The organism is Lentzea californiensis, from assembly GCF_024648825.1.
Taxonomy (GTDB): Bacteria; Actinomycetota; Actinomycetes; order Mycobacteriales; family Pseudonocardiaceae; genus Lentzea; species Lentzea californiensis.
In genome coordinates this window covers 275,789-299,876 of sequence record NZ_JANBBE010000004.1, presented here as the reverse complement: position 1 = coordinate 299,876, position 24,088 = coordinate 275,789, and the positions used below count along the sequence as shown (strand labels likewise).

General features: G+C 68.4%; 27 protein-coding genes and 1 tRNA gene. 13 read left to right on the top strand and 15 right to left on the bottom strand.

The window, feature by feature from the left end:
• Positions 1 to 9 precede the first annotated feature (9 nt).
• Entirely contained in the window at positions 10 to 288 is a 279-nt protein-coding gene (locus tag LX88_RS18425) for a colicin immunity domain-containing protein (RefSeq protein WP_258949003.1), read from the bottom strand.
• The gene (locus LX88_RS18420; RefSeq protein ID WP_258949002.1) at positions 285 to 830 is read right to left on the bottom strand and encodes a colicin D domain-containing protein; all 546 of its coding nucleotides are present in this window, start codon (positions 828 to 830) and stop codon (positions 285 to 287) included. Before LX88_RS18420 ends, LX88_RS18425 begins: the two co-directional genes overlap by 4 nt.
• Between LX88_RS18420 and LX88_RS18415 the strand changes: the two genes are divergently transcribed.
• Positions 808 to 1,755 (top strand): tyrosine-type recombinase/integrase, encoded by a 948-nt coding sequence (locus LX88_RS18415; RefSeq protein ID WP_307790658.1) that lies wholly within the window; start codon positions 808 to 810, stop codon positions 1,753 to 1,755. The genes LX88_RS18420 and LX88_RS18415 overlap by 23 nt on opposite strands.
• A 59-nt stretch (positions 1,756 to 1,814) precedes the next feature.
• Here LX88_RS18415 and LX88_RS18410 read toward each other — a convergent pair whose 3' ends face one another.
• A complete protein-coding gene (locus LX88_RS18410) occupies positions 1,815 to 2,294 on the bottom strand; it encodes a hypothetical protein (RefSeq protein ID WP_258949001.1) in 480 nt (159 codons plus the stop codon).
• Positions 2,295 to 2,628: 334 nt separating this feature from the next.
• On the opposite strand from LX88_RS18410, the gene LX88_RS18405 reads away from it, so the two are divergent.
• The 3 genes from LX88_RS18405 (at position 2,629) to LX88_RS18395 (ending at position 4,027) form a co-directional block, all read left to right on the top strand.
• Complete coding sequence (locus LX88_RS18405; protein ID WP_258949000.1) at positions 2,629 to 3,234, top strand: helix-turn-helix transcriptional regulator; 606 nt, start codon at positions 2,629 to 2,631, stop codon at positions 3,232 to 3,234.
• Between the two features lie 30 nt (positions 3,235 to 3,264).
• Positions 3,265 to 3,876 (top strand): lysoplasmalogenase, encoded by a 612-nt coding sequence (locus LX88_RS18400; protein ID WP_258948999.1) that lies wholly within the window; start codon positions 3,265 to 3,267, stop codon positions 3,874 to 3,876.
• 77 nt (positions 3,877 to 3,953) lie between these two features.
• Positions 3,954 to 4,027, top strand: a tRNA-Lys gene (locus LX88_RS18395).
• A gap of 143 nt (positions 4,028 to 4,170) precedes the next feature.
• On the opposite strand, the gene LX88_RS44325 is transcribed toward LX88_RS18395, so the two are convergent.
• The 4 genes from LX88_RS44325 to LX88_RS18375 form a co-directional block, all read right to left on the bottom strand.
• Positions 4,171 to 6,006 carry a DUF1996 domain-containing protein gene (locus LX88_RS44325; protein ID WP_258948998.1) on the bottom strand — a complete coding sequence of 612 codons (1,836 nt, stop codon included), beginning with the start codon at positions 6,004 to 6,006 and terminating at the stop codon, positions 4,171 to 4,173.
• Between the two features lie 140 nt (positions 6,007 to 6,146).
• A complete protein-coding gene (locus LX88_RS18385; protein ID WP_258948997.1) occupies positions 6,147 to 6,479 on the bottom strand; it encodes a hypothetical protein in 333 nt (110 codons plus the stop codon).
• Positions 6,476 to 6,829 carry a hypothetical protein gene (locus LX88_RS18380; protein ID WP_258948996.1) on the bottom strand — a complete coding sequence of 118 codons (354 nt, stop codon included), beginning with the start codon at positions 6,827 to 6,829 and terminating at the stop codon, positions 6,476 to 6,478. The genes LX88_RS18385 and LX88_RS18380 overlap by 4 nt, the downstream gene beginning before the upstream one ends.
• 1 nt (position 6,830) lies before the next feature.
• Entirely contained in the window at positions 6,831 to 7,313 is a 483-nt protein-coding gene (locus tag LX88_RS18375; RefSeq protein ID WP_258948995.1) for a TetR/AcrR family transcriptional regulator, read from the bottom strand.
• A 198-nt stretch (positions 7,314 to 7,511) separates the two neighbouring features.
• On the opposite strand from LX88_RS18375, the gene LX88_RS18370 reads away from it, so the two are divergent.
• Positions 7,512 to 8,693, top strand: a complete 1,182-nt coding sequence (locus LX88_RS18370) for an AI-2E family transporter (RefSeq protein ID WP_258948994.1) — start codon at positions 7,512 to 7,514, stop codon at positions 8,691 to 8,693.
• Entirely contained in the window at positions 8,690 to 9,730 is a 1,041-nt protein-coding gene (locus LX88_RS18365; protein WP_258948993.1) for a fatty acid desaturase family protein, read from the top strand. The genes LX88_RS18370 and LX88_RS18365 overlap by 4 nt, the downstream gene beginning before the upstream one ends.
• 5 nt (positions 9,731 to 9,735) lie before the next feature.
• Here the strand turns inward: LX88_RS18365 and LX88_RS18360 are convergent, their stop codons facing one another.
• The 3 genes from LX88_RS18360 to LX88_RS44320 form a co-directional block, all read right to left on the bottom strand.
• On the bottom strand, positions 9,736 to 10,461 hold the full coding sequence (locus LX88_RS18360) for a GAF domain-containing protein (protein ID WP_258948992.1): 726 nt from the start codon (positions 10,459 to 10,461) through the stop codon (positions 9,736 to 9,738).
• An 88-nt stretch (positions 10,462 to 10,549) separates the two neighbouring features.
• A complete protein-coding gene (locus LX88_RS18355; protein WP_258948991.1) occupies positions 10,550 to 11,161 on the bottom strand; it encodes a GAF and ANTAR domain-containing protein in 612 nt (203 codons plus the stop codon).
• 176 nt (positions 11,162 to 11,337) lie between these two features.
• Complete coding sequence (locus LX88_RS44320) at positions 11,338 to 12,165, bottom strand: GAF and ANTAR domain-containing protein (protein ID WP_372511357.1); 828 nt, start codon at positions 12,163 to 12,165, stop codon at positions 11,338 to 11,340.
• A 250-nt stretch (positions 12,166 to 12,415) separates the two neighbouring features.
• Between LX88_RS44320 and LX88_RS18345 the strand changes: the two genes are divergently transcribed.
• Positions 12,416 to 12,775, top strand: coding sequence for an STAS domain-containing protein (locus LX88_RS18345; RefSeq protein WP_258948989.1), 360 nt, complete (start codon positions 12,416 to 12,418; stop codon positions 12,773 to 12,775).
• Positions 12,776 to 12,842: 67 nt separating this feature from the next.
• Here LX88_RS18345 and LX88_RS18340 read toward each other — a convergent pair whose 3' ends face one another.
• The 5 genes from LX88_RS18340 to LX88_RS18320 form a co-directional block, all read right to left on the bottom strand.
• A complete protein-coding gene (locus LX88_RS18340; RefSeq protein ID WP_030481141.1) occupies positions 12,843 to 13,076 on the bottom strand; it encodes a hypothetical protein in 234 nt (77 codons plus the stop codon).
• Between the two features lie 126 nt (positions 13,077 to 13,202).
• Positions 13,203 to 14,699: a serine-rich family protein gene (locus LX88_RS18335; protein WP_258948988.1), complete on the bottom strand. Its 1,497-nt coding sequence runs from the start codon at positions 14,697 to 14,699 to the stop codon at positions 13,203 to 13,205.
• Positions 14,700 to 14,830: 131 nt separating this feature from the next.
• Positions 14,831 to 15,559, bottom strand: coding sequence for a hypothetical protein (locus tag LX88_RS18330; RefSeq protein ID WP_258948987.1), 729 nt, complete (start codon positions 15,557 to 15,559; stop codon positions 14,831 to 14,833).
• A gap of 491 nt (positions 15,560 to 16,050) precedes the next feature.
• A complete protein-coding gene (locus tag LX88_RS18325) occupies positions 16,051 to 17,514 on the bottom strand; it encodes a molybdopterin-dependent oxidoreductase (RefSeq protein WP_308203450.1) in 1,464 nt (487 codons plus the stop codon).
• A 170-nt stretch (positions 17,515 to 17,684) separates the two neighbouring features.
• On the bottom strand, positions 17,685 to 18,338 hold the full coding sequence (locus LX88_RS18320; protein ID WP_258948986.1) for a fasciclin domain-containing protein: 654 nt from the start codon (positions 18,336 to 18,338) through the stop codon (positions 17,685 to 17,687).
• Between the two features lie 244 nt (positions 18,339 to 18,582).
• Between LX88_RS18320 and sigK the strand changes: the two genes are divergently transcribed.
• The 6 genes from sigK to LX88_RS18290 all read left to right on the top strand — a co-directional run bounded on the left by sigK (position 18,583) and on the right by LX88_RS18290 (position 24,082).
• A complete protein-coding gene (gene sigK, locus LX88_RS18315; protein ID WP_258948985.1) occupies positions 18,583 to 19,182 on the top strand; it encodes an ECF RNA polymerase sigma factor SigK in 600 nt (199 codons plus the stop codon).
• Positions 19,179 to 19,898, top strand: a complete 720-nt coding sequence (locus LX88_RS18310; RefSeq protein WP_258948984.1) for an anti-sigma factor — start codon at positions 19,179 to 19,181, stop codon at positions 19,896 to 19,898. The genes sigK and LX88_RS18310 overlap by 4 nt, the downstream gene beginning before the upstream one ends.
• 43 nt (positions 19,899 to 19,941) lie before the next feature.
• Complete coding sequence (locus LX88_RS18305) at positions 19,942 to 20,292, top strand: VOC family protein (protein WP_258948983.1); 351 nt, start codon at positions 19,942 to 19,944, stop codon at positions 20,290 to 20,292.
• Between the two features lie 89 nt (positions 20,293 to 20,381).
• Complete coding sequence (locus LX88_RS18300; RefSeq protein ID WP_258948982.1) at positions 20,382 to 21,365, top strand: fatty acid desaturase family protein; 984 nt, start codon at positions 20,382 to 20,384, stop codon at positions 21,363 to 21,365.
• A gap of 101 nt (positions 21,366 to 21,466) precedes the next feature.
• The gene (locus LX88_RS18295; protein ID WP_258948981.1) at positions 21,467 to 23,329 is read left to right on the top strand and encodes a hypothetical protein; all 1,863 of its coding nucleotides are present in this window, start codon (positions 21,467 to 21,469) and stop codon (positions 23,327 to 23,329) included.
• 51 nt (positions 23,330 to 23,380) lie between these two features.
• Positions 23,381 to 24,082: an SDR family NAD(P)-dependent oxidoreductase gene (locus LX88_RS18290; protein WP_258948980.1), complete on the top strand. Its 702-nt coding sequence runs from the start codon at positions 23,381 to 23,383 to the stop codon at positions 24,080 to 24,082.
• The last annotated feature ends 6 nt before the right edge of the window (positions 24,083 to 24,088 follow it).

Sequence of the window (24,088 nt, the reverse complement as noted above, 5' to 3'; positions counted from 1 at the left end):
CGGTTCCTCTCATTCTCCTTCCCCCCAGGTCAGTTCTCGCTGCTTTACGAGAAACGTTTTCGCTGCCACGACCAGACCGCGTTCATCAGTGTCCTGAGCATCACGCAGATTCGGGTCAGCACAGTACGTCTCGGCGGCATAGAAAAGGATGTTGAGCACTTCGTGTCGCTCATCCCCGTAGACATTCTCATCATGGCGATGCAATTCAAGATATTGATCTTGAAAATCTTGAGGCGCCAGCTCGCCGGACACCAGCGCGCTGGCGAGAGCAACGTATCCACTGATCACAACGTACCTCGGAACATAACATTGCGCAGCTGGTCGGGCGAGAGCTTCCAGCCACTGACGAACTTGCCATTCTTGTCGATCATCACGTTGACCGAAGTCTTGGGGATCAGGTAGTGATCAACCGCCATGTTGCCACGGTAGAAACCGTCCATCTTGAAGACATCCGGCGACTGAATGTGCTCCATGATCCTGCCCTGGAACTCGACACCATTCTTGTAGTTGTACTTCGTGTCCGGGAAACCGAAGTCCAAGGCGTGCTCTCGATACTTCTTCTCCACGACCTTCTTGTCGAACGTTACTTGTGGGCAAGGCCCGGAGTTGTGGACCAGGACGTCTTGCCCGGCAGCCGACACGTAGTACGTGTGAACACCATCGACCGTCAGGTTGAAGACCGGCCGTTCTTCGGCCCAGGCTCGGGTTCCGGTGACCGCCGTGACAACACCGGTGTCCGTCCGGAGCTGATCCCCTGCACGGATCTCCTTGGCCAGCAGCCACTTGCCCTGGCTTTCGACGTAGACGCTGCGCCACTCCGGCGTCCGCATCGAGGAACTCTGCGAGCTGACGCACCTCAGCATCCGTCAATACCAGCGCCAGAACGGAGAAGTTATCGCGCTCTTGGTGATCGCACCGTCCAAAACGGACCGGGAGCGGGTCATCCCGATGAGTGCCGAGCTGTTCCATGTCATCGCTTCGATCATTCGCCGTCACACCCAGGCAGGGCGCAGCATCCCGCTGCTGAGCCGGTTCGACCCACACGACAAGGTCTGGAGCGGCCAGCTGCCGTTCTTGTTCCAGCGCCGGATCGGGTCGACCGACCGCGTCATCTCCGGCGGCACAGTCCTGAACATGATCAAGCGGCGTTGCGACGAGCTGGCCGAGCAGCACCCAGGCTTCCGCACAACCCGGTTCACACCACACGACTTCCGCCGAATCTTCGCCACCGAGCTGGTCAACAGCGGCCTGCCCATCCACATCGGCGCAGCCCTGCTCGGCCACCTCAACATCCAAACCACCCGCGGATACGTCGCCGTCTTCGACGAGGACATCGTCCGCCACTACGTCGCCTTCCTCGACCACCGCCGCGAGCTCCGACCGATCGAGGAGTACCGCGAGGCCACCAGCGAGGAATGGGACGAGTTCGACGAGCACTTCGACAAGCGCAAGGTCGAGCTCGGCTCCTGCGGGCGCCCCTACGGCACACCCTGCCAGCACGAACACGCCTGCATCCGCTGCCCGATGCTGCACGTCAACCCCAAGATGCTCGCCCGGCTCGACGAACTCGAAACCGACCTCCTCGACCGCCGCACCCGCGCACAGGCCGAAGGCTGGGCCGGCGAGATCGAGGGTATCGACATGACCCTGACGTTCCTGCGCGCCAAGCGCGACGACACCCAACGCCGCACCAACCGGCCAGCTGTTGACCTTGGAATGCCGCCGATCCCAGCAGCGCCAAAGGAGGCGAGATGACTTATCAGGCAATGGACACGGCGAAACCAGCCCACCTGTCCGTAAACAAAACGACGAGGTCAGTTACTCGACGGCTTGTCCGTACAGCCAGCTTCGGTCCAAGTCGCGATCAAGTCACGGCTGACGACGGTGAGCGATCCGTCGAGGAAGCCAATCTCATGGCTACAGCCGTGCTCGTGAGGCAGGATCTCATCCAACGTGACCGCACCGAAGCTGGCCCAGCCGGACTGGTTGACCGTGTCGGGGCTGAGACTGCTGATGCCGACATAGCGAATGCTCAAGTCTTCTTCGTGCTTCCAGCAGTTGTGACGGAAGCCAAGTTGGAGCCAATCCTCGCCGGCCGTTGCTCCGCGCAGCAGCGTGTCGGGCACGAGGTCCTTGACGCACCGTCGGCTGAAGAAGTTGTAGTGGTCTGGATCGGCAGCAAACGCTCGTGCACCACGCGGGAGAGCACCGACGAGTGTGGGCAAGAGGCCAAGATACGCATCAGGATCAAGGAAGTTGCCTGTCCCGGTTGCCTTGACCTTCACGTGTTTCATCCGCTGGTCAACCTCTCCGCTGACGCGATCGCAGTGCACCGGATCCGGTGGGGACCACTCAGGACGCGGACCGCGCGCCTCGCCTGCGAGGTTCCCGCCTACCGTCTCTTACTCCCACCGGTTCGGCACAACGAACCTCAGGCGCCCCGGAACGCCGTTTGCCGGGGTGGCCAGATCGTCACACGTCAGCCAGTCATGCAGCCACCAGATTTCCTGCAACACCCTCAGCCGCGCCGTGGAGGTCACGCGACCTCGACCAGATGGAGGGGCCACCTTCGGCTCAACCAGGTGGTGCAGATAAGAAGAGCAGTTCTCCCATCCCGCCGGCGGTGACGTGTGCACGTCGATCAGCGTGCGGTCCGGCCTGTGGCGCACCTTGGCAGGCGACGCACCGAGGTTCGCCGGGTCGTCGCTGTACGTGGGCGGCCGGCTAGACCTCGCTCACCGGCGGCTCCTCGCGGCAGCGCGCGACGACGGGGCCGAGGAACTGGTGGGCCTGGTGGCGCAGGCCGTCCGGCAGGTCGTCACCACTACGGTCCCAGCAGGTGGCGGTGACGAGGCGTTGGTGGCCAAGGCTCGTGGTGCGATCGGCGACGACCATCCGGCCGCCTCGGGCCTGATCCCGCTCGCCGGTCTCCTGGGCGTCTCGCCGTACCGGTTGAGCCGTGCCTTCACCCGCGCCCTGGGGGTGTGGCTGACCCGCTACCGCAACGGTGTTCGCGTTGCCCGCGCGCTGGACCGCCTGGAGGCGGGCGAGCCCAGCCTCGCCGCGCTCGCGGCCGATCTCGGCTTCGCCGACCAGGCGCACCTGTGCCGCACGGTGCGCGAACACCTCGAACACACGCCGACCGCGTTGCGCAGGCTTCTCGGCGCAAATCTCACCTCCGTGTCGTCACCGGTGATCGACGACACGGAGGTGGCCTCGAGCCGAAGCTCTTAGTCTGAGCGCCTCAATGGCGAGAGGTGCTCGATGAAGAAGCAGGCCTACGCGGTTGCCGCGATCGCGGACTCGATCGCGGCGGCGGTGCGCGGCGCCAGGTCCGTGCGCCCCGTGACGAAGACCGCACTGATGCCCGCTCTGGCCGTGGCCAGCCCGCCCCGCGACCCCGGCATGGCGGTGGGTCTCGCCGGCTCGTGGCTCGGCGACGTGGCGCTGCTCGGCGACTCGGACCGGGCGTTCCGCACAGGACTCTTCAGCTTCCTCGTCGCCCACGTCGGCTACACCGCGGCCCTGGCCCGCCGCTCCCCACCGGGCTCCCGCAAGGCGGTCGTGCCCATCGTCGCGGCATCGGCCGCGGGAGCCGCCGTGTTCGCCCGCGCGGCAGGCCCGCTGGGCAAGCCGGTGGCCCTCTACGCCCTGACGCTCGGCACGATGGTCGCCGCCGCGTCGACGGCCCGCGGCGCCGGCGCACGACGAGTTCTCGGTGGTGCGGCCCTGTTCGCGGTCTCAGACGCACTGCTCGGCGCGAGCCGGTTCGTCCTCGGTGGACGCACCGCGCGAGTGGCGTCGGCGGGCGTCATGCCGACCTACGCGGCCGCCCAGTGGCTCCTCCACACGGGGTTCGAGAAGGCGAACGGGTGACCCGTGTGAAAACCAGTTGGAACCCCTGTGCTAACGTTCTTGACGTCGGAATGAGCAAGGCTCCGGCACACAAACAAGCGCCGCTAGCTCAGTTGGTTAGAGCAGCTGACTCTTAATCAGCGGGTCCGGGGTTCGAGTCCCTGGCGGCGCACTCCAGGGAAGCAGGTCGAGATTCGTCTCGGCCTGCTTCCCTGTTTTTCGCGTGCTCATCCGAATTCTCCGTTTCACCGACGAGGGAGCCCTCCCGGGACCGAGGTCCGGGAGGGCTCCCTCAAAAGGTGAGTCAGGCGACGGTCAGGAGCACTTGCGTCCGTCGTTCACGCACTTCACGATCTTCGCCATCGTCTGGTCGGAGTTGACGTTGGCGAAGTCGTTGTGGTCGGAGAACGGGTTGTGGTTCTCCTCCGGGAACGCGTCGAGCTGGTACTGGCCCTTCTGCTGGACGTCGCGGGCGATGTTGTAGGAGATGCTGATCCGCAGCTGCGGGATGGCCTTGAAGCCCTGCGGGCACGCGCCGGTCTGCTTGTCGGCGAACCGGACGTGGTCGCGGTGGTTGGCGCTGTCGGCGTTCTTGCCGTCCCAGCAGCCCGCGAAGTCGTGCACACGCATGACCTTGCTGCCGTTCGGGCAGATCACGTACTTGTCGGACAGCCGGTCCTCGAACCCGCTGCACGTCCACGTGGCGCGGGCGTTGGCGGGACCGCGGCTGGTCGGCTTGGCGTCACCGACGACCATCTTCAGGAACTTCGGCATGCCCGTGACCTTGCTGGCCGCGTTGCCGCGGTACTCGATCTTCACCTGGGCCGGACGGACGATCTTGCCGTTGTTGCCGACGAGTTCCAGGTTCTTGCCGGTGGGAGCGGCCAGGGGCGGCGCCGGGGCGGCAGTCGTGGTGGTGGCACCGCCGTTGTTGTTGCCCCCGTTGTTGTTACCGCCGTTGTTGTTACCGCCGTTGTTCTCCTCGCCGCCCTCTTCGCCCTCGTTGAGACCGCACTTCGCGAGACGGTCCAGGCCCTGCGGCTTCTCGGCGTTGCGGCCGATCGCGATCGCGATGCGGTCGAGGGTCGCGACCCGCTTGTCCTTCAACGGACCGAGGATCGCGTTGTCGATGAAGTTCGCGCCGCCCTGGCCCTTGGTCTTCACCAGGCGCTGGTTGGCCTCGGCGATCTGCTTGTCCAGCTGGTCGAGGTTGCTGTCCACCTCGTCCAGGGCCTGGTCCGGCACACCCGGCAGCGCCTCGCGCACCGACGGGCACTTGATCGTCGGCGTGGCGGCGTCCTGCTCGGCGCCGTTCTGCTCGGCCTGCTGGAGAACGCCCTCCGCGGCGAACTTGCGCGGCTTCGAGTGGCTGCCGTGGCCGCCGCCTCCGCCGTGGCCCCACCGCAGGTCGCAGTCGGCGAGCGACGTCAGGTTCGGCTTGCGCGCGGACCGGCTCATGGCGTTCGCGATGCGTTCGAGGGTGGCGACCCGCTTGCTGCGCAGCGGGCCGAGAACGGTGTTGTTGACGAAGTTCGGGTCACCGGGGTTCTGGGCGCGCGCCACCCGATCGTTGGCTTCCTTGAGCTGCTGCGCGAGCTGCCGGAGGTTCTGGACGACCTCGTCGCGCACCCGCTGCGGAATGGCGGGCAGGCGCTGGGCGACGCCCGGACACGCGACCTCGGCCGGGCCGTTGTCCTTGATCTTGTCGGGGTTGGAGCCGACGTCCTGCGGGTTGGCCTTGGGGTTGATGCGCACGACAGGCCAGAAGTAGGACGAGCGGTCACCGTTGCGGCAGGTCGTCTCCGAGTCCACCAGGCTCTCGTCGGTCGACTCCGCGCTGATCGACAGGTTGCCCACGAAGTCGTGGACGTGCTGGGCACCGTGCTTCAGACCCGGCTGGGCGACCGGGTTGTCGGCACTGAACTTGCCCTCCTCGTTCGTGCCGCAGTCGACCGTGAACACGCCACCGGCGCCGTTCTTGCCGACCTTCGGCTCGACGACGTTCTTGTTCACCTTCTCGATGGGCGCGAACGCGGCGAGCGGTGCGGGCTCACCGTTCTTGGCGGCCAACGCCACCGTTGCGGTACCCGCTGCGACCACGGCCACCGCCGACAACGAAGCGATCAGGCGAAACTTCCGTCTGTCCGTCACGCGGTGCGTCATACGTACTCCTCGTTCAAGCGGCGCATGAACGGGAGTACGTACGGAGAGGTTCATCGGCTCAACCGAATTGTTACCGTCACCACCGCAGGGCGCTGAGCTCCCCGGTCAGAACGGGCGAGAACGTCCCATCAGGACACCTGCGGGTCCAGCTCGCCGCAGGTCAGGAGCACGGGCATCCGCAGCAGCCGCGTGCGACGTCGGGCGGGAAGACCGCGTCGTCCGTCGTCGCGAACCGGCGGTCCGGTCCCGCCAGCGACTGGAAGAGCGCGGCGAGCGGTGGCGGCATGGCGCACGAAGGCCGGGTAGTCGATGTCCTGGGGCCGTCCGGCCCAGGCGCCCAGTCCCGTGCAGCCAGTTCCGTACTTGTCGAACCGGAGGGTCACCACCCGGTCGCGGTCCAGCGCGCCGGCGAGATCGCGGATGGTGTTCGGCACGAGTGCCGCGGCGACCTTGACGATCATCGGCTGGTCGCCTGCTCGACCATGGCCACCACCGCGCGAGGGTCGTCGACCTCGACGACCAGGCGGGTGTAGTGCTCGTCCGCCAGTTCCACGACCACGGCCTTCTGCGCGTCGCGGACCGCCCACAAGACCTTCTCGCCGTCCTGGTGGAACGTGCCGGCCGTGATCACGCCGGGCAGGTGCGTGCCCGGCGCCCGAATCCCCTTCGGCTTCCCCAGGATTCCCGGATCGAGCGTGGCACCGCGAACGCGGGCGAGCGGGATGGTCAGCCTGCTCTTCAACGACCACAACTTGTCCAGGCCGTTCATCTCCACCACCGGGTCCTGGCCCTGCACGCTGATCGTCGCCATGTCAGATCTCCTTACCGGGCACCGTTTCCGGCGCCTCACGAATGGTGGGGACTTCGGACTCGGCCTCCCCGTGGCGCAGGGCGTCCGGCCGGCCGCGCAGCCATCGGCCCAGCAGCACCTCGGTGGCGCGCGGGTCGCCCGTCGCCTCGTCGACCTCGGCGAGGACCGCCGACACCAGGCCGGCGACCTCCGGGTCGTCGGGCGCGCGATCGACCGCGGCCACCAGCAGGAAGTCCCACGCCGGCATGTGTTCCGGCTGCGCGGCGCGGGCCAGGTGCGGGCGAACGTCCTGCTCGACGTGACGGCGCAACGCCGCCAGGTACAGCCCGCGCTTGCTGCCGAACACGCCGTAGAGGCTGTTGCGGTGCACTCCGAGTCGAGTGACCAGGTCGTCGATGGAGACACCGTCGTAGGCACGGCGGGCGAACAGGTCCGCCGCCGCCTCCACGGCCTCGTCCACGTCGAAAGCCCTTCGTCGTCCCATGTGACGACCGTAGCGGTTTCAGGAACGATCAGTCAAGAACGAGCGTTCCTGAAAATGGAGAGGCTGTTTCCACAGCTCATCCGGGTTTGTGGGCCGAGTGGCGGGGAATCCTCTGCAAGGCGTGCAGTGCGCATCGCCACTTCACCCCGATGACCCCAGACCCTGGCGTCGGAGATCGACTCCGGAGGTACTGCCGTCGTGACGACCGACCGCGGGAACGCGTCTCCCGCGCGGGACCCGATCCCCTCCGCCCTTCGCGTCAGTGCGGCACTGGGCTGGCGCTTCCTCGTCGTGGTGGCCTCGCTCTACGTCGTCGGCGTCATCTTCGGCAGGCTGGCGTCCCTCGTCGTGCCGCTCGCGATCGCGTTGCTGCTGGCGGCCTTGCTCGCACCGGCCGTCAGTTTCCTGATGGCGAAACGGTTTCCCCGCGGTCTCGCGACCTTCGTGGTGCTCGTCGGCGGGCTGGCGGTGCTCGGCGGGTTGCTCACGTTCGTCGTGGTGACCTTCGTCAACGGTGTGCCGGACCTCGCGGCACAGCTGGCCCGCAGCATCGACGCGGTGTCCGGCTGGCTCGTCACCGGACCGTTGCAGCTCAGCGAGAGCCAGCTGCGCGAGTTCGCGGACCGGATCGTGAAAACCCTGCAGGACAACCAGACCGGCATCACGACAAGCGCTCTCACGACGGCCGCGACGGTCGGCGAGACCCTCGTCGAGATGCTGCTGGTGCTGTTCGCGCTCGCGTTCTTCCTCTACGACGGCCCGCGGATCTGGCAGTTCCTCATCCGCGTCGTCCCCGGCGACCCCCGCAGGCGGGTGGACGTCGCGGGCAGGCGAAGTCTGGCCGCGCTGGTCAGCTACGTCCGCGCGACCGGCGCGGTCGCCGTGGTGGACGCGCTCGGCATCGGCATCGGGCTGGCGGTGCTGAAGGTGCCGCTGGCGGTTCCGTTGGCAGCACTGGTGTTCATCAGTGCGTTCGTCCCGATCTTCGGTGCCGTGGTGGCGGGCGGCATAGCCGTTCTCATCGCGCTCGTCGCGAACGGCCCGGTGACCGCCGCGATCGCGCTGATCATCGTCGTCGCCGTGAACCAGCTGGAAAGCCATGTGCTGCAACCGTTCCTGCTGGGACGCGCGGTCAAGCTGCACCCTCTCGCGGTGGTGCTGGCCATCGCGTCCGGACTGCTCGTCGCGGGCATCGCGGGCGCCCTGCTCGCGGTACCACTGCTGGCGGTGCTCAACTCCGCGATCCGCTCACTGTTGAGCGAGGCGGACGAACACGTGGCACCCGCCGACGTGCACACCAGCGAACCTGAGGAGTCCGGGCCGGACGAACCCGGCCTGGACACCGAAGCCGACGAACCGAGAACCGGAGCAGGTAGATGACCTCGACCCAAGACGTACCACCCACCACAGCCGAACGGCCTCGGGGCAGCGACTTCGCCCGTCTGACCAAGGAGCTCAAGACCGCCGGCCTGCTGGACCGCCGCCGCGGCTATTACGCGCTGCGCATGGCGATCAACGGCGTGCTGCTCGGCGCGATCGCCGTGACGTTCGTCCTGCTGGGCGACTCCTGGTGGCAGATGCTCCTCGCGGTGGCCATGGCCGTGGCGTCGACGCAGCTCGCGTTCATCGGGCACGACGCGGGACACCGGCAGATCTTCCGCAGCCACCGCAACAACGACGTGGTCGGGCACCTGCACGGCAGCCTCACCGGCATCAGCTACCAGTGGTGGGTGGCCAAGCACAACCGCCACCACGCCAACCCCAACCACGAGGGCCAGGACCCGGACATCGAGATCCACGCCCTCGCCTTCAGCCGCGCGCAGGCGCACGGCAAACGCGGTGTGTACGGCTGGATCACCAAGCACCAGGCGTTCCTGTTCTTCCCGCTGCTGCTGGCCGAGGCCGCCGTGCTGCGGATCTCCGGCCTGGTCGCCCTGTTCCGCAGGGAACTGCGCAACCCGTGGCGTGAGGCCGCGCTCCAGATCGTGCCGCTGGCCGCCTACCTGGTGGCGGTGTTCCTGGTGCTCTCACCGCTGAAGGCCGTCGTGTTCGTCGTCGTGCACCAGGGTCTGATGGGCGTCTACCTGGGCTGTTCGTTCGCGCCGAACCACAAGGGAATGCCGATCATCGCCGAGGGACAGCGCCTCGACCACCTCCACAAGCAGGTGCTGACCTCCCGCAACGTCACCGGCGGCCGCTGGGTCGACGCCCTGCTCGGCGGGTTGAACCACCAGATCGAGCACCACCTCTACCCGCACATGCCGAGGCCCAACCTGCGCCGCGCACAGCCCGTCGTCGAGAACTTCTGCGCCCGGCAGGGCATTCCGTACAGCAAGACCACCATGGTCCGCTCCTACGCCCAGGTGCTGCGCCACCTGCACGACGCGGGCGCACCTCTGCGCGGCACGGGGCGGTGACCGGCTCAGCGTCCTCGCAACACGGCCGCGTCGAGGTCGCCGACGGTGAGCCGGCGGGCGATGTCGCGGACCGGCGCCTGATTGCTGGTGGCGTAGCCGAAGATGAGGCGGCGGGCTTCGTCCGTGCCGGTGTCGAGGGCCCCGGCGACCATGCCGACGGCGTGCGCGAGCACCACGCGGTCGTTGAGCGTCGTCAGCGTCTGCTCGGCGAGGCGTTGCGTGCGTGCCGGGTCGTCGTCCTGTGACAGGCCCAGCACCGCCAGGTCGGCCAGCACCTGCCCGAGTCGCTGCTGCCACTCCCCCCACGGGGTGACGGCCGCGTAGAACATGTTGAGGCCGCCGACCGCAGCTCCGGCAAGGCGCATCGGCACGGCGTGCACCGCGCGCAAACCTGCGTCGAGCGCGGCAGGGGCAAAAGCCGGCCAGCGGCCAGAGGCTTCTTCCAGGTCCGGGCAAGCGATCGTCGCGTCGTCACTCACGCAGTCCACGCACGGGCCTTCGTCGATCTGGCTCTGCAGCAGTTCGAGGAACCGGGCCTGTTCGTCGGAGGCCGACACGACGCTCAGCCCACCCCGCGGATCGGCCAGCAGCATCCCGATCGCCGACGCCGACAGCAGGTTCTCGCACGCGGCGGTGACCAGGCGCAGGACCGACTCGGCGTCGTGACAGCCGACCAGGCTCGCCGTGAGCTCGCTCAACGTGACGGCGATCTGTTCCTGGACCTCGGGCACTCCCGCAGCGTACGACCCGCCATGGCTCAGTGCGCAGCCACGCGACACGAACACCGCAGCGTCCACTTCGGACAGAACACCCACGCCGTCAGTCGGTCAGCCGGTCGAGAGGAAGGCGCCGGGCCAGCACGTCCCCTGCCACGTCCACGACCGACCTGCCCGCGGCGAAGGCATGCGCGCGCAACCGCAGGAACGCGTCCTCCAGGCTGATCCGCAGCAGGACGGCCAGCATTCCGGTCGCCATGTTGACGTCCTGGTACGACGTCTCCAGCCAGATCCGTTCCTCGCTCGCCATCTGCTCGTTGTGCAGGAGCAGCTTGTGCGAGATCAGATCGGCGAGCAGTGCCGCCTCGAAGACGAACTCCGCGGGCAGCACGCCGGGCCGTCGGCGGTAGAGCCCCAGCGTGCCGAGCAGCATCGCGCCGATCTGCAGCGGGAAGAAGAACGCGGCCGCGAGGCCGGCACCCCGTGCGGTCCCGGCGAACAGCGGCCACCGCACCTCGTCGAGGCTGAGGTCGGGGACCAGCACCGGGCCGTGGGCCGCGACCGCCGCGAAGCCCGGCCCCTCGCCCACGGTGTACTGCGCTTCCTCGATGCCCGCCGCCCACGGGTCACTGGCGCCGACCAGTTCCTGAGCACGGAGGTCGCTGTAGAAGACCAGTGCGGCGCCGTCGATGTCCGGTAACGCACGTACGCACACGGCGCTGAGGGCATGCCCTAATTCCGCACGCCCTGACGTCGTCCTGCACTCGAGCACCTGCGCTATGAGCCGGTCTCGGCGTTGCCCGTTCAAGAGCTTTCCTGTGGCCGACGGTCATCCGTCGAACCCCAGCCTACGAACCCCTTCCCCTTCGCGCACCTCACCAGGTCAAGGGGTCAGGGCAGATCCAGCTCGCCGTGACGGCCGGCGATGGTCTCGGCGAGCTGGACGAGCTTGACGTTGAGGTGCTGCGAGGAGCGGCGCAGCAGGTCGAACGCGTCGTCGGCGCTCAGGCCGCGGCGCGCCATGAGAATTCCCTTGGCCTGACCGATGACGTCGCGTGAGTCGATCGCGCGGCGCAGCTGTTCGGCCTGCAGGGTGGCGATGTCGACGGCCTCGGTGTGTGCGAGCGCCAGGGAAGCGTGCGTGGCCAGCAGCAACGAGACCGCGTGATCCGTCTCGCCGAGGCCGTGGCTCCGGCGGGAGTAGACGTTCAGCGCGCCGGACAGCCGGGGCGACTCGATCTCGGGCAGTAGCGCCGTGGACAGCACCGCGCCCATGCCCCGTTCGGCGGCCTCCGGGCCGAACCGGGGCCAGGACGACGTGGCGGCCAGGTCGGGCGCTTCCGCGACGGCGGGGCCTGCCGGATCCGCGACGTCGAGGCAGGGGCCTTCCCGCAGCTCGTACTGCAGCTGGTCGAGCTCGGTCGCGATCCGGTCGGTCTCCACCGGCGTGTGGAACTTCCCGTCCCGTGACCGCAGGGTGACGCTGACCATGTCCGCGCCGGGCACGACCCGCACCGCGGCCTGGACGATCTGCTGCAGCACCTCCCCCGCCGTGGTGGCGTCGAGCAGCGAATAGGTCAGGGTGGCGAACTGCTGGGCCAGCGGCCCGAGCGGCGCCCCGTGGTCGCGCGTGGGCGTCTGGCCGGACGCGATCGCCTTCTCGGCATCGGTCGCGAACCTGGACCGGTCGACGTTCCAGTCCTCGGCACTGGGCGGAATCTGCGGCACCTCGGATCGTCTCCTTCCCATCCGGCGGACACCGATGACGGCAGCGGGGTTGACCGGGTGCTGCTTTCTGAACCCCCGGCCCACGGTAGGCGATTCCTGCGCCGGCCGCTGGGGCGCAACCTGTGACTTCGCGTTGTGGACCGTGCCACCAAGGCTTACCGTGGAGGGAGGTTCCGCAGTCCGCCCGTCGAGTTCAGCCAGCAGCTCGGTGAACGTCCCACCACCACAGAGTGGAGTCACCGTGCTGGAGGAAGAACTTGACCTTGGAACGCCCATTTGCTCGGTGCGCGGCTCACGGCAGGACGGCGTTCCGATCGTCGCCGTCGCGGGTGAGGTCGACATCGTCACCGCACCGCTCCTGCGCGCGGAACTGACGACCCAGCTGTCGCAGTCGCCCGTCGTACTGGTCGTCGACCTGCGCGAGGTGACCTTCTTCGACTCCTCCGGCATCGGCGCCCTGCTGGACGCTCATCGGTGCGCGGAGGACCTGCGCGTGGTGGCCGACCGGGCCGCGGTGCTCAGGACTTTCCACTTCTCCGGCATGGACACCGTGTTCCGCGTCCACCCGACGCTCGGGGAGGCACTGGCGAGGTCGGCCTGACAGTCCACATCGGACTTGACACTCCGCTCGGACGGCGAGCTGCTCGCTCGCCGCCCGGCCCTGAGCACTACTTGCCGAGTCGCTGTGCGAGCAGTTCCTTGCCCTGCTCGGCGCCCTTGCGGCTTTCGCCCTGCGCGCGGCGGAAGAACTCCGCCAGGTCCGAGTCGCCCGCGCTCTCCGCGTCCTGGACGTAGGTCTCCAGCCGCAGAGCGTTGCTCAGGCAGGCCTCCACGAACCAGATGATGTTGTAGTCCTTGTCCTTCGTACCCGTCACCGTCTGGGCGTCGGCGTTGATCGACACGGTTCCTCCTCGTCCGGTATCGAGTTCTCCTCTTCTCGGCTACCCCACCGGCGGAAGAAGACACATCGCCGGACAGCGAAGAGCGGGACCGGCAGATGCCGGCCCCGCCCTGTGATCACCTGGTGGTCACACCTTCGCGGAGTGCTTCCCGTGGGTCCGGGACTCGGCGTCGCCGCCGTCGCCCGCGGGACCGGAGTGGCCACCGACCGTGGTGCTGTGGTTGGACGCGTCGCCGGTCGGACCGGTGGCGCCGGTGTCACCGGAGTTGCCCGAGGTGACCTCGGTCCAGGACTTGGTGCCGTGGTTCTTCCAGTCGTGCTTCCAGCCGTTGTGGTGCTTCCAGCCGTGGCAGTTGTCGCCGCGGTGGCCGGACCACTTCTGGTGCTTGTTCTCGGTCTTCACCACTGCCGTGTCGCCGCCGGTGTCGCCGGAGTTCCCGGAATCGCCCGAGTTGCCGGACGTGGCGTTGTTCGAGCTGGTGGCGTTGCCACCGTTGCCCGAGTTGCCGCCGTTGCCCGCGGTGGCCTCAGTGGAGCCGGACTTGCCGTGGTTGTTCCACTTGCCGTGGTTCCAGGACTTGCCCTGCTCGGTCACTGCCCAGGCGTCGCCGCCGTCACCGGCCGGGCCGGAGTTGCCGCCCTTGGTGACGCTGTGGTTGCCCGCGTCACCGGTCGCGCCGGTGGCACCCGTGTCACCGGAGTCGCCCGACGTCACGTTGGTCCAGGACTTGGTGCTGTTCCAGGACCAGCCGTGGCCGCGCTCGGAGCCGGTGGTGCGGACGACGGCCTTGTTGCCGCCGGTGTCGCCCGAGTTCCCGGTGTCGCCCGAGTCACCGGTCGTGGCGTTGTTCGAGCTGGTGGCGTTGCCACCGTTGCCCGAGTTGCCGCCGTTGCCCGCGGTGGCCTCGGCCGAACCGGACTTGCCGTGGTTGCTCCACTTGTCGTGGTGGCCCCACTTCTGGTCCTTGGTCATGACCGCCGCGTCGCCGCCGTCACCGGCGGGGCCGGAGTTCCCGCCCACGGTGTTGCTGTGGTTGGAAGCGTCTCCGGTCGCACCCGTGGCACCGGTGTCACCCGAGTCGCCCGAGCTGACGTTCGTGTGGCACTTCGCCAGCAAGCAGACGCCGTAGGCGCTGTTGCCGCCGGTGTCACCCGAGTCGCCCGAGTCGCCCGAGTCACCGGAGTCGCCCGACCGCGCGGTGTTCGAGCTCGTGGCGTTGCCGCCGTTGCCCGACTTGCCACCGTTGCCCGCGGTCGCGCCGGCGTTCTGCGCACGACCAGCCGCGGTGGCGTCGCCGCCGTTGCCGGCCGGACCAGACTTCCCGCCCACGGTGTTGCTGTGATTGGAAGCGTTCCCGGTCGCACCCGTGGCACCGGTGTCACCCGAGTCGCCCGAGCTGACGTTCGTGTGGCACTCGGCCAGCACGCACACGCCGTAGGCGGTGTTGCCGCCGGTGGCGCCGGAGTTCCCGGAATCGCCCGAGTTGCCGGACGTGGCGTTGTTCGAGCTGGTGGCGTTGCCGCCATTGCCCGAATTCCCGCCGTTGCCACCGTTCACGACCGAGTTCACGACGTCACCGACGCCGCCGAGGAGACCGTTGCCTCCGGTGTCAGCGCTTGCCATCGCCGTTCCGAACAGGAGGAATCCTCCCGAGAACGCTGCGGCCAGCAAGCCGCGTCGCACAGAGTTGTGCATTGTCGAACCTTCCCGTCAATCAAGCTTGGTGATCTGGTCGGCTTGGTTGGCAGGACTGGTCAACTGGGATGATTTCGGCCGTAGTAGTAACACCACGACCCGTGGACCTGGTGGTCCCGGTTCACAGCGAGCGACTCGCCGTGCGGGCGAACTCCCGATCCCGCTGGGAGGTCCGACACGGTCTGGCTCGCCGATCCGTTCGACGACACCTGTCCTGTCGTGCCGGGTAGGGCGAACGGCACGTCAGGCGACTGCCTCTGGGGCGCCTCGACGGGTGGCGCCAGGTCAGGTGCGTACATCTTCTGCTGCCGCGACGTGGTCGCCGCAGCGATCCAGCCGGGTAGTGCCGCGGTGTGGGCTTCCGGCACGACGGCCGGTGCCCGCGGTGTTTCCGGCACGGGTTGTGCGGCGACCGGCGGCGGCACTTCAGCCTGATCAGACGGCTGCACCACCAGCGGTTCCACGATCTGTGGCACCAACGGCACGTCCTGCACCGTGCGCGCCACAGGGGCGAGCACCGGCGCCGTCACGGGTTGGAGTGGCTCCAACACCGGACCCAGGGTCTGCACGACGGTGTCCACGGTGGGTGCCAGCGGCGCCAGCACCGGTTCGGTCACCGGCGCGAGCGCGTCGGTCACGGGAGCGACGAGAGTGGCGACCCCGTCCAGCAGGCCGGGCGGGTCACCCTCGTCGGCGCTCGCCACTCCGGCGGACAGGAGACCGAATCCGATCAGGAACCCGGCCACACCGAGCGTCCGCCGCAGAGTTGTGGAGCATGTCGACTTCATGTAATCACCCCCTTTCGACGAATCAGCACCTGTACATCCGGATATTCGACACCCCACGGACACCGGTTCACTCGAAAGTGGAAGCAATTCAGTTGTCGCAGCTCAAAGACATCAATTAATTCGAAACATCGATTTACGACTACTTTGCGACACAAGATCGCGCACTACATGTCAACGCGCAGTGATCGCCGTTGCGGGAACGTCCCTGTGCATCCGGTTCGAACCGCGGACGCACAGGGACGTGCGTGGCGCCGTCCCGAGCCGGCTGAACCGCATCTGGCGGATCCGCGCCTCCTACATCCGTGCGACGCACGGGTGCTGGATCGGCCGTACCGCCCGATCCACCTGATGGAGTGACCACCTGGGCAGACGTAAAAACTCCGGGAACCGCACGCACAGCGCGGTTCCCGGAGTCGCGGTACTGCCTTCCTGGAGATGTCAGGCGGTCAGCAGCACCGAGTCGATGAGACAGGAGGTGGCGTTGGCGGTCTTCACGCCACCGAGGTGAAGACCATCGAGTGCCAGCCGGTCGCGCCGTCCGGGATCGGGGCGGCGCGGTCGTTGGTCTGGGTGTAGCCCTTCCGGTCGGTGGCACGGCATTCCACGGTGTGGTTGCCCTCCTTCAGGTCCAGCTCGACGCGCCACATCCGCCACGTGTCGACGTTGACCTCCCGGCTCAGGGTCGCCTCCTGCCAGGGCCCTCCGTCGACCCTGACCTCGACGCGGTCGACGCCGGTGTGCTGGGCCCAGGCGATGCCCGCCGCGACGAACCTGCCCGCCGGCACCCTCTCGAAGGACTTCGGCCGGTCGACCCTGGACATGGTCTTGACCGGGGCCTTCTTCCCCCACTTGCGCTGCGCCCAGTACGCGTCGAACGCGTCGAAGGTGGTGAGTTCGGCGTCCACCAGCCACTTCGTCGCCGAGACGTAGCCGTAGAGACCCGGCACGACCATGCGGACCGGGAAGCCGCGCTCGATCGGCAACGGTTCGCCGTTCATCCCCAGCGCCAGCATCGCGTTCGAACCCGGCGCCATGATCGAGTCGACCGGGGTGCCGCACGTCCAGCCGTCCACGCTGCGCGTCGCGAGCTGGTCGGCACCGGGACGCACACCTGCTTCCCGCAACAGGTCGGCCAGGTCCACGCCGATGAAGTTCGACGTGGAGATGTACGGGCCGCCGACCTCGTTGGACACGCACACCAGCGTGATCGTCTTCTCCACCATCGGACGCCGCAGCAGGTCGTCGTAGGTGAGCACCATTTCGTTGTCCACCATGCCGTGCACCCGCATGCGCCAGTCCTCGGCCCGCAGGCGGGGCACGGTCAGCGCCGTGTCGACGCGGTAGAACTTCGAGTTCGGCGTGATGAACTCCGGTGTGCCTTCACGGGCGAAGTCGGCGTCGAACGGGATCTCCGGCGCGGTCTCCCTGGGCTGCAACCTGATCGCACGCCGGGAGGCCTCGACGTCCACCCGGCCGGCGAGCAGCTGACCGCCGAGCGCGGCGACACCGGCACCCACCGCGACCGCCGCGGTCGACAGCAGGAACCTGCGCCGCCCCGGTGCGACCGCGGGCGCCGCCGCCAGGGACCACAGCCAGCGGAAGGCGGTGACACCGGCTACCAGGCTCGCCAGCGGGGCGAGCACCGACCACGCGGTCGTCGTCGGCCTGGCCAGCACCGCGGCGATGCCGAGGAGGCCGAGCAGCGCGGCGGCAGCGATGCCGGGCCACGGACTGCGGCGCGACAGCAACCCCGCCACCACGCCGAGGCCCGCGAGCACGACCGCCATGCCACCGAGCAGCACCAGCTTGTCGTTCTCGCCGAACGTGCGGATCGCGAAGTCCTTGACCGGATGAGGGGTCAGGTCGATCGCGGTGTTGCCGACCGCGAGGAACGGCGAGGCCAGCGGACTCACCAGTCCCGCGACGAGATGCCCTGCCGCCAACGCCACGGCCACCGACACAAGGCCGATGAGGACGGATCGTGTTGCCTTCACATCTGTTGTTCGGAGCAGACCGCTGCGTGGATTGGCGCACACGCAAGGGTTTGTCGAAGTCCGCAGTAGACGCACACAGCACTGGGCACCCACGCCGGAGACGTGGGTGCCCAGTTGTCCTGCGGGTGATGTCAGGCAGGCATCAGAACCGAGTCGATCAGGTAGACGGTGGCGTTGGCGGTCTTCACGCCACCACAGATGACGTTGGCGTCGTTGGCCTTGATCGCGTTGCCGGAGCCGGTGACCTTCACGGTGCCGGTCTGCACGGTCTTCTGGTCACCGGCGATCTTGTCGGGCGAGATCTGGCCGGGGACGACGTGGTACGTGAGGATCTTGGTCAGCAGCGCGTCGTCGGTCTTGAGCTTCTCGATGGTCGCGGCGTCGATCTTCGCGAACGCCGAGTCGACCGGCGCGAAGACCGTGAACTCGGCGCCGTTGAGCGTCGAGACCAGGTTCACCTTCGGGTTCAGCTTGCCCGACACCGCGCTCACGAGCGTGGTGAGCAGCGGGTTGTTGCTCGCGGCGACGGCGACCGGGTCGGCGGCCATGCCCGACACCGAGCCGGCACCGGACGGAACCTGCTTCGCGTAGTCAGCACAGCCGGGACCGACGAGGTCCTTGGCCGGGTCGGCCATCGCGGCCGAGGACTGGGTGGTCGTGGTGGGCGCGGCGGCGCTGGAAGTGCCGCCGCTGCTGGCCATGTCACCCGAGCCGCACGCCGCGCCGAACAGGGCGAGCGAGACGGCGCCGACGGCCAGGACGGTGTTGCGGACGGTCATGTTCATGACGAGACATCTCCAAGGGGTGATCGAGCAGTTGCTACCGGTGATTCGCCGCCCCCCGGGAAACGGATGGGTGTGGTTATGAATCCGTTACCAACCACACCGTCCACAACAGACTGACGAGCGGTTTTCCAGGGCGGTTGGAAGAAGTTCCGCCGGCTTTCGACGTGATGACGCAGTCCGGACCGATCCATCGGCGCCCCTGCTGCGAACACCTATAGGACAACAGCCGAGGAGAGGACCTGGGATGCCAGAGCGTGAGCGGGCACTGCAAAGCCTGCAGAGCACCCCTCGTGACGTCGGCCCGACCGCCGACGACCTGCTCGCGCTGGTCGCACGGGGCGACGAGGCCGCGTTCGAACGGCTCTACGACGTGATGGCCGGTTCGGTGTTCGGGCTGATCAGGCGTGTCGTGCGGGACCAGGCGCAGTCGGAGGAGGTGTTCCAGGAGGTGATGCTCGAGGTGTGGCGGACCGCGACCAGGTTCGACCCCGACCGGGGCAGCGCCAACACCTGGATCCTCACGCTGACCCACCGCCGGGCCGTGGACCGCGTCCGGTCCGCCCAGGCCGCCACGCACCGCGAGGACCGGGCGGCCCGCCTCGACCCGGCCAGGCCGTTCGACGAGGTGAGCGAGCAGGTCGACGGACGGCTGGAGCAACGCCAGGTGCGCCGCTGCCTGAGCTTCCTGACCGAGCTGCAGCGCGAGTCCGTGCTGCTCGCCTACTACCAGGGCTACTCCTATCCGGAGGTCTCGAGCCTGCTGGGCATTCCGCTCGGCACGGTCAAGACCCGGATGCGCGACGGCCTGATCCGACTGCGGGACTGCATGGGGGTGACCGGATGAGGACCACATCCGCTGATCTGCACACGCTCACCGGCGCCTACGCCGTGAACGCTTTGTCGGACCTCGAACGGACCGCTTTCGAGGCCCACCTGACCCGGTGCCAGAGCTGCGCGGTCGAGGTCACCGAGCTCGCGGCCACGGCCGCGCGGCTGGGCGCCGCGGTGGAGTTCCTGCCACCGCCCCAGCTCCGTGCCCGTGTGCTCGCGGCAGCGGCCGAGACCCGCCAGCTGTCCCCGCACACGGCACGCGTGCCGGACCCGCGCCGCAAGCGCTGGGCGGGAGGGCTGCTCGCGGCCGCCTGCCTCGTCGCCGCGGTGTTCGTGACGGTGGACTACTCGCAGTCCGGCCAGGAACGGCAGCTGGCACAGCTCTCCAGCGAGTACAGCCGGTTCTCCGACTTCCTGTCCACGCCGGACGCGAAGCTGATCAACGGCAGGGCACCGAACGGCGCCACCGGTACCGCCGTCGTGTCGGCCAGCCGCGACGAGGCGCTGTTCCTCGCCAAGGACCTGCCGCAGGCACCCGACGGTCACACCTACCAGCTCTGGCTGATCGGCGCCGACGGGCCGCACTCGGCCGGGCTGCTCGACTCGCGGTCGTCACCGGTCGTCGTCAGCGGCCTGACCGGTGCGCAGGAGGTCGCGCTGACCGTGGAGCCGTCGGGAGGGTCGAAGGCGCCGACCACACCGAAGGTGATGGCGATGCCGCTCGCGTGAACCAGGGCGCCGGTTGTCCTGGATCCGTGTCAGCATCCCGCGCATGATCGGACGCTGGCACGGCCTGGTGGTGGACTGCCCTGATCCGCGGGGCCTCGCGGAGTTCTACGAGAAGCTGCTCGGGATGGTCCGGGTGCAGGACGACGGGAAGTTCGTCGTCATCGGTGACGCCCCGGACCGGCCTGGCGTGGCGTTCGCACGGGTCGAGGGCTGGCGACCGCCGACGTGGCCGGACGAGACCGCGCACATGCACTTCGACGTGCGGGTGGACGACCTCGCGGCGGCGGGCGAGGAGGTGCTGGCCCTCGGTGCGCGCAGGCTCGAAGGCGGTGGCGAGCGGTTCCACGTCTACGCGGATCCCGCCGGCCACCCCTTCTGCCTCGTGAGCTGGTAGGGCTGCCGACGCCCGTGTGACCCGCCTGGTTGGTAACGACTTCATGGGCCGTGCATGACTTAGTCGCCGCGATCAGGCATTCTGCGGAAATGGCACTCCGGCAGGCGAGCGACTTCGCCCAGTTGTCCACCGAGATAAAGCAGGCTGGCCTGCTTGCTCGGCGGCGCGGTTACTACTTCATCCGGATCGGCGTGAACCTCGTGGTGTACGCGGCGGCCTGGGTGGCGTTCGCGCTGCTGGGCGACTCGTGGTGGCAGCTCGCGGTAGCGGTCGTGCTGGCCGTGATGTCCACGCAGCTCGCGTTCATCGGGCACGACGCGGGCCACAAGCAGATCTTCGCCTCGAAGAAGTGGAACGAGATCACCGGCTACGCCCACAGCGGCCTGGTCGGTGTCAGCTACGAGTGGTGGGTGGGCAAGCACAGCCGCCACCACGCCAACCCGAACCACGAGGACGAGGACCCGGACGTCGACATCTCGGTGCTGGCGTTCACGCAACGGCAGGGAGCGGCCAAGCGTGGACCGCTGCGGTGGATCGCCTCGCACCAGGCCGTGTTGTTCTTCCCGCTGCTGTTGCTGGAAGGCTTCGCACTGCACTGGCACTCGATCAAGTACGCGGGCCGCGAGCGGACCGTGATGATCGCGAACGTCGTGGTGTACCTCGCGGTCGTGTTCTGGGTCCTCTCCCCCGTGTACGCCGTCGCGTTCGTCCTGGTGCACCAGGCGTTGTGGGGCTTCTACATGGGATGTTCCTTCGCCCCCAACCACAAGGGCATGCCCGTGCTGTCGGCGGGGCACTCGCTCGACTTCCTGCGCAAGCAGGTGCTGACCTCGCGCAACATCCGTGGCGGCTGGTTCACCGACATCCTGCTCGGCGGGCTGAACTACCAGATCGAGCACCATCTGTTCCCCAGCATGCCGCGACCGAACCTGAAGCACGCGCAGGCGATCGTGCACAAGTTCTGCGAACAGCACGGGATCTCCTACGCCCAGTGCGGCCTGTTCCGCTCCTACGGGTACGTGCTGCAACACCTGCACGAGGTCGCTCAACCGATGCGCAAGGCCACGGTCTGATCCACGGATGTCCTGAAGTGGACGAAGGCTGACCAAAACGCTCGCCCGGCCCGCACGACGCTGGTTTCCTCGGTTGAAGGACCGAACTGGGGGAACTGGACATGCGGAAACATCTGTTAGGCGTGCTCACGGCAGGTATGGCACTGGCTCTGGTCGCCGGCGGGCAGTCGGCGGCCGAGCCCGCCGCACCGCTCTTCCAGCCCGACCCGATGCTGGCGTTCCTGCCGGCGGAGGCGAAGGTCGACTGGGCGGCGGTGCAGCGGAACCGGGAGTCGCGCAAGCAGTCGCGGGTGGCCGCGAAGAGCGCGGGCCAGCCGTTGACGTACTCCGAGAAGGAGACCGGGCAGGGCGCCAACGACGTGCCCTCGCAGGCCGAGCACGTGGCCGGGTTCGGGACCGGCAGGGGCAAGAACCCGAAGCTCACGCTCACCGGTGACCTCGCGGGCGACCCCACGATCCCCGTGGCGGCTCCGTTCGCCGAGACCAACGACGCCGTCCCGCTCGCGAGCGGCACCGGTGTGCCCGCCCGTGAGAGGGCCGTGCGCACCAGCGGCAAGATCGGCGACGGCCCGTACGGCAGCGGTGGCGACGGCAGCGGTGACCACGACTTCTACAAGCTGTCCGGCGGCGCCGAGGGGCGGATCGTCCTGCTCGAGACGGACACGCCGTCGGGCGACCTGGACACCCTGCTCGCCGCGTTCGACGCGACGGGGCAGCTCCTGGACCAGCACGACAACCTCGCGGGCAGCACCGACAGCAGGCTGCGGGTCCCCGTGGCCGCCGGGCAGGACGTCTACGTGATGGTCGCGGCGGCCGGACCCGGCGGGATCCCGGCCGACCCGATGAAGCCCGGCACCGGCAAGCGCGTCCTCACCGAGGGCGCGTACGACCTGACCATCGCGACCGGCGGGGGCCCCGCGGACAGGGACCACTTCTCCGTCGACCTCAAGGCCGGTGACGTGCTGGGCGCGTCGGCGGCGGGCAAGGCGACGAGGGTCGTCGTCCACGACCCGGCCGGGCGCGAGGTCTTCGGTTCGTCGCAGGACTTCAGCTTCCTGTACGCCGAGAACTCCCCGATGCCCGCCGGTGGCAACGCCGTCGCGGACTTCGTGGCGCCGAAGGACGGCCGCTACACCGTCGGCGTCGAGAACGGCACCGGCCGCTACGACGTCACGGTCGAGGCCTACCGTCCCGGCTCGGAGCTCAACCAGCGTCCCGAGGTGCTGACGGTCTTCCTCGACTTCGACGGCGCGCGGGTCAACACCCGGATCTTCGGCGTCGACCCCGCGGGCAACAAGGACCTCTCGCCGCTGCGGAAGTTCCTGCCAGGCTGGGGTCTCACCGGCGCGGACGAGAACGCCGTGATCGACGGCGTGGTCGCGACCGTGCGCGAGAACATCGAGCACGACCTGGCCGCGAAGGGCACCAACAGGCGGTTCGCCGTGCGGATCCTCAACAGCCGTGACCACGCCGACCCGTGGGGCCAGAAGAACGTCAGCCGCGTGGTCGTCGGCGGCTCGATCGCCGAGTCCGGCATCCAGACCGTCGGCATCGCGCAGTCGATCGACGCGGGCAACTTCGGCAAGGAGGAGACCTCGCTGGTGCTCCTCGACGTCCTCAGCGCGCCGGCCGCCCAGACGCGCACCTCGCTGAACGGCTACATCACACCGGCCAGCGACAAGATCGCGTTCATCGGCCGGGCGATCGGCAACATCACCGCGCACGAGGCGGGGCACATGTCGGGCAGCTGGCACCAGGACCAGTTCAACGCGCTCGACGCCATCATGGACCAGGGCGGCAACCCGAAGGGCATGTTCGGCGTGGGCCCGGACGGCATCGGCGGCACCGCGGACGACGTCGACGTCGACTTCCACGAGGACGTGCTCAACCCCAACGAGGGCTTCACGGGGATCGAGGACTCCCTCAACCGCACCGCGTGGGCGTACACCCGAGGCGCCAACTGACGGTCCGATTCCCGCCAGAATCCCGGCCGCGGTTCCAGCAGGCTGATCGGCATGGGATCACTTGAGGGGAAAGCGGCTCTCGTCACCGGCGGGAGCCGCGGCATCGGGGCCGCAGTGGCCGAGAAGCTCACGGCGCTGGGCGCGCGTGTCGCGGTCACGTACCAGAACACCAAGCCGGACAACGGTTTCGCGATCCGGGCGGACAGCGCCGACCCGGACGCCGTCGTGGCCGCGGTCGAGGAGACCGCGGTCCACTTCGGACGGCTCGACGTACTGGTGAACAACGCGGCGGTCTTCCAGGTCGGACCGCTGGAGGAGATCGGCCGGGAGGAGTTCGACCACACGATGGCCGTGAACGTGCGCGCGCCGTACCTGGCGGCGCGCGCGGCGGCACGGCACATGCGTGAAGGTGGCCGGATCATCAGCATCGGCAGCAATGTCGCCGTGTACGCGCCGTTTCCCGGCTTCGCCCTGTACTCGGCCAGCAAGACCGCGCTGATCGGGATGACGAAGGGCCTGGCGCGTGAACTGGGTCCGCTGGGCATCACGGCGAACATCGTGAACCCCGGCCCCACCGACACCGACATGAACCCGGCCGACGGGCCGATGGCGGACACGATCCGCGGCCTGACCGCGTTGGGGCGCTACGGGAAACCAGCGGAGATCGCCGCTGTCATCGCGGCTCTGGCTGGTGAGGCCGGTGCGTACGTCACCGGCGCCAGCATCAACGCAGACGGTGGCTTCACCGTCTGACGGGCA

Excerpts from the sequence above, each read along its gene's own strand:
- LX88_RS18420 (WP_258949002.1), bottom strand. The coding sequence starts at position 830 with ATGCGGACGCCGGAGTGGCGCAGCGTCTACGTCGAAAGCCAGGGCAAG.
- LX88_RS18410 (WP_258949001.1), bottom strand. The coding sequence starts at position 2,294 with ATGAAACACGTGAAGGTCAAGGCAACCGGGACAGGCAACTTCCTTGAT.
- LX88_RS18400 (WP_258948999.1), top strand. The coding sequence starts at position 3,265 with ATGAAGAAGCAGGCCTACGCGGTTGCCGCGATCGCGGACTCGATCGCG.
- LX88_RS18385 (WP_258948997.1), bottom strand. The coding sequence starts at position 6,479 with ATGATCGTCAAGGTCGCCGCGGCACTCGTGCCGAACACCATCCGCGAT.
- LX88_RS18380 (WP_258948996.1), bottom strand. The coding sequence starts at position 6,829 with ATGGCGACGATCAGCGTGCAGGGCCAGGACCCGGTGGTGGAGATGAAC.
- LX88_RS18375 (WP_258948995.1), bottom strand. The coding sequence starts at position 7,313 with ATGGGACGACGAAGGGCTTTCGACGTGGACGAGGCCGTGGAGGCGGCG.
- LX88_RS18365 (WP_258948993.1), top strand. The coding sequence starts at position 8,690 with ATGACCTCGACCCAAGACGTACCACCCACCACAGCCGAACGGCCTCGG.
- LX88_RS18335 (WP_258948988.1), bottom strand. The coding sequence starts at position 14,699 with ATGGCAAGCGCTGACACCGGAGGCAACGGTCTCCTCGGCGGCGTCGGT.
- LX88_RS18330 (WP_258948987.1), bottom strand. The coding sequence starts at position 15,559 with ATGAAGTCGACATGCTCCACAACTCTGCGGCGGACGCTCGGTGTGGCC.
- LX88_RS18320 (WP_258948986.1), bottom strand. The coding sequence starts at position 18,338 with ATGAACATGACCGTCCGCAACACCGTCCTGGCCGTCGGCGCCGTCTCG.
- sigK (WP_258948985.1), top strand. The coding sequence starts at position 18,583 with ATGCCAGAGCGTGAGCGGGCACTGCAAAGCCTGCAGAGCACCCCTCGT.
- LX88_RS18310 (WP_258948984.1), top strand. The coding sequence starts at position 19,179 with ATGAGGACCACATCCGCTGATCTGCACACGCTCACCGGCGCCTACGCC.
- LX88_RS18305 (WP_258948983.1), top strand. The coding sequence starts at position 19,942 with ATGATCGGACGCTGGCACGGCCTGGTGGTGGACTGCCCTGATCCGCGG.
- LX88_RS18300 (WP_258948982.1), top strand. The coding sequence starts at position 20,382 with ATGGCACTCCGGCAGGCGAGCGACTTCGCCCAGTTGTCCACCGAGATA.
- LX88_RS18295 (WP_258948981.1), top strand. The coding sequence starts at position 21,467 with ATGCGGAAACATCTGTTAGGCGTGCTCACGGCAGGTATGGCACTGGCT.
- LX88_RS18290 (WP_258948980.1), top strand. The coding sequence starts at position 23,381 with ATGGGATCACTTGAGGGGAAAGCGGCTCTCGTCACCGGCGGGAGCCGC.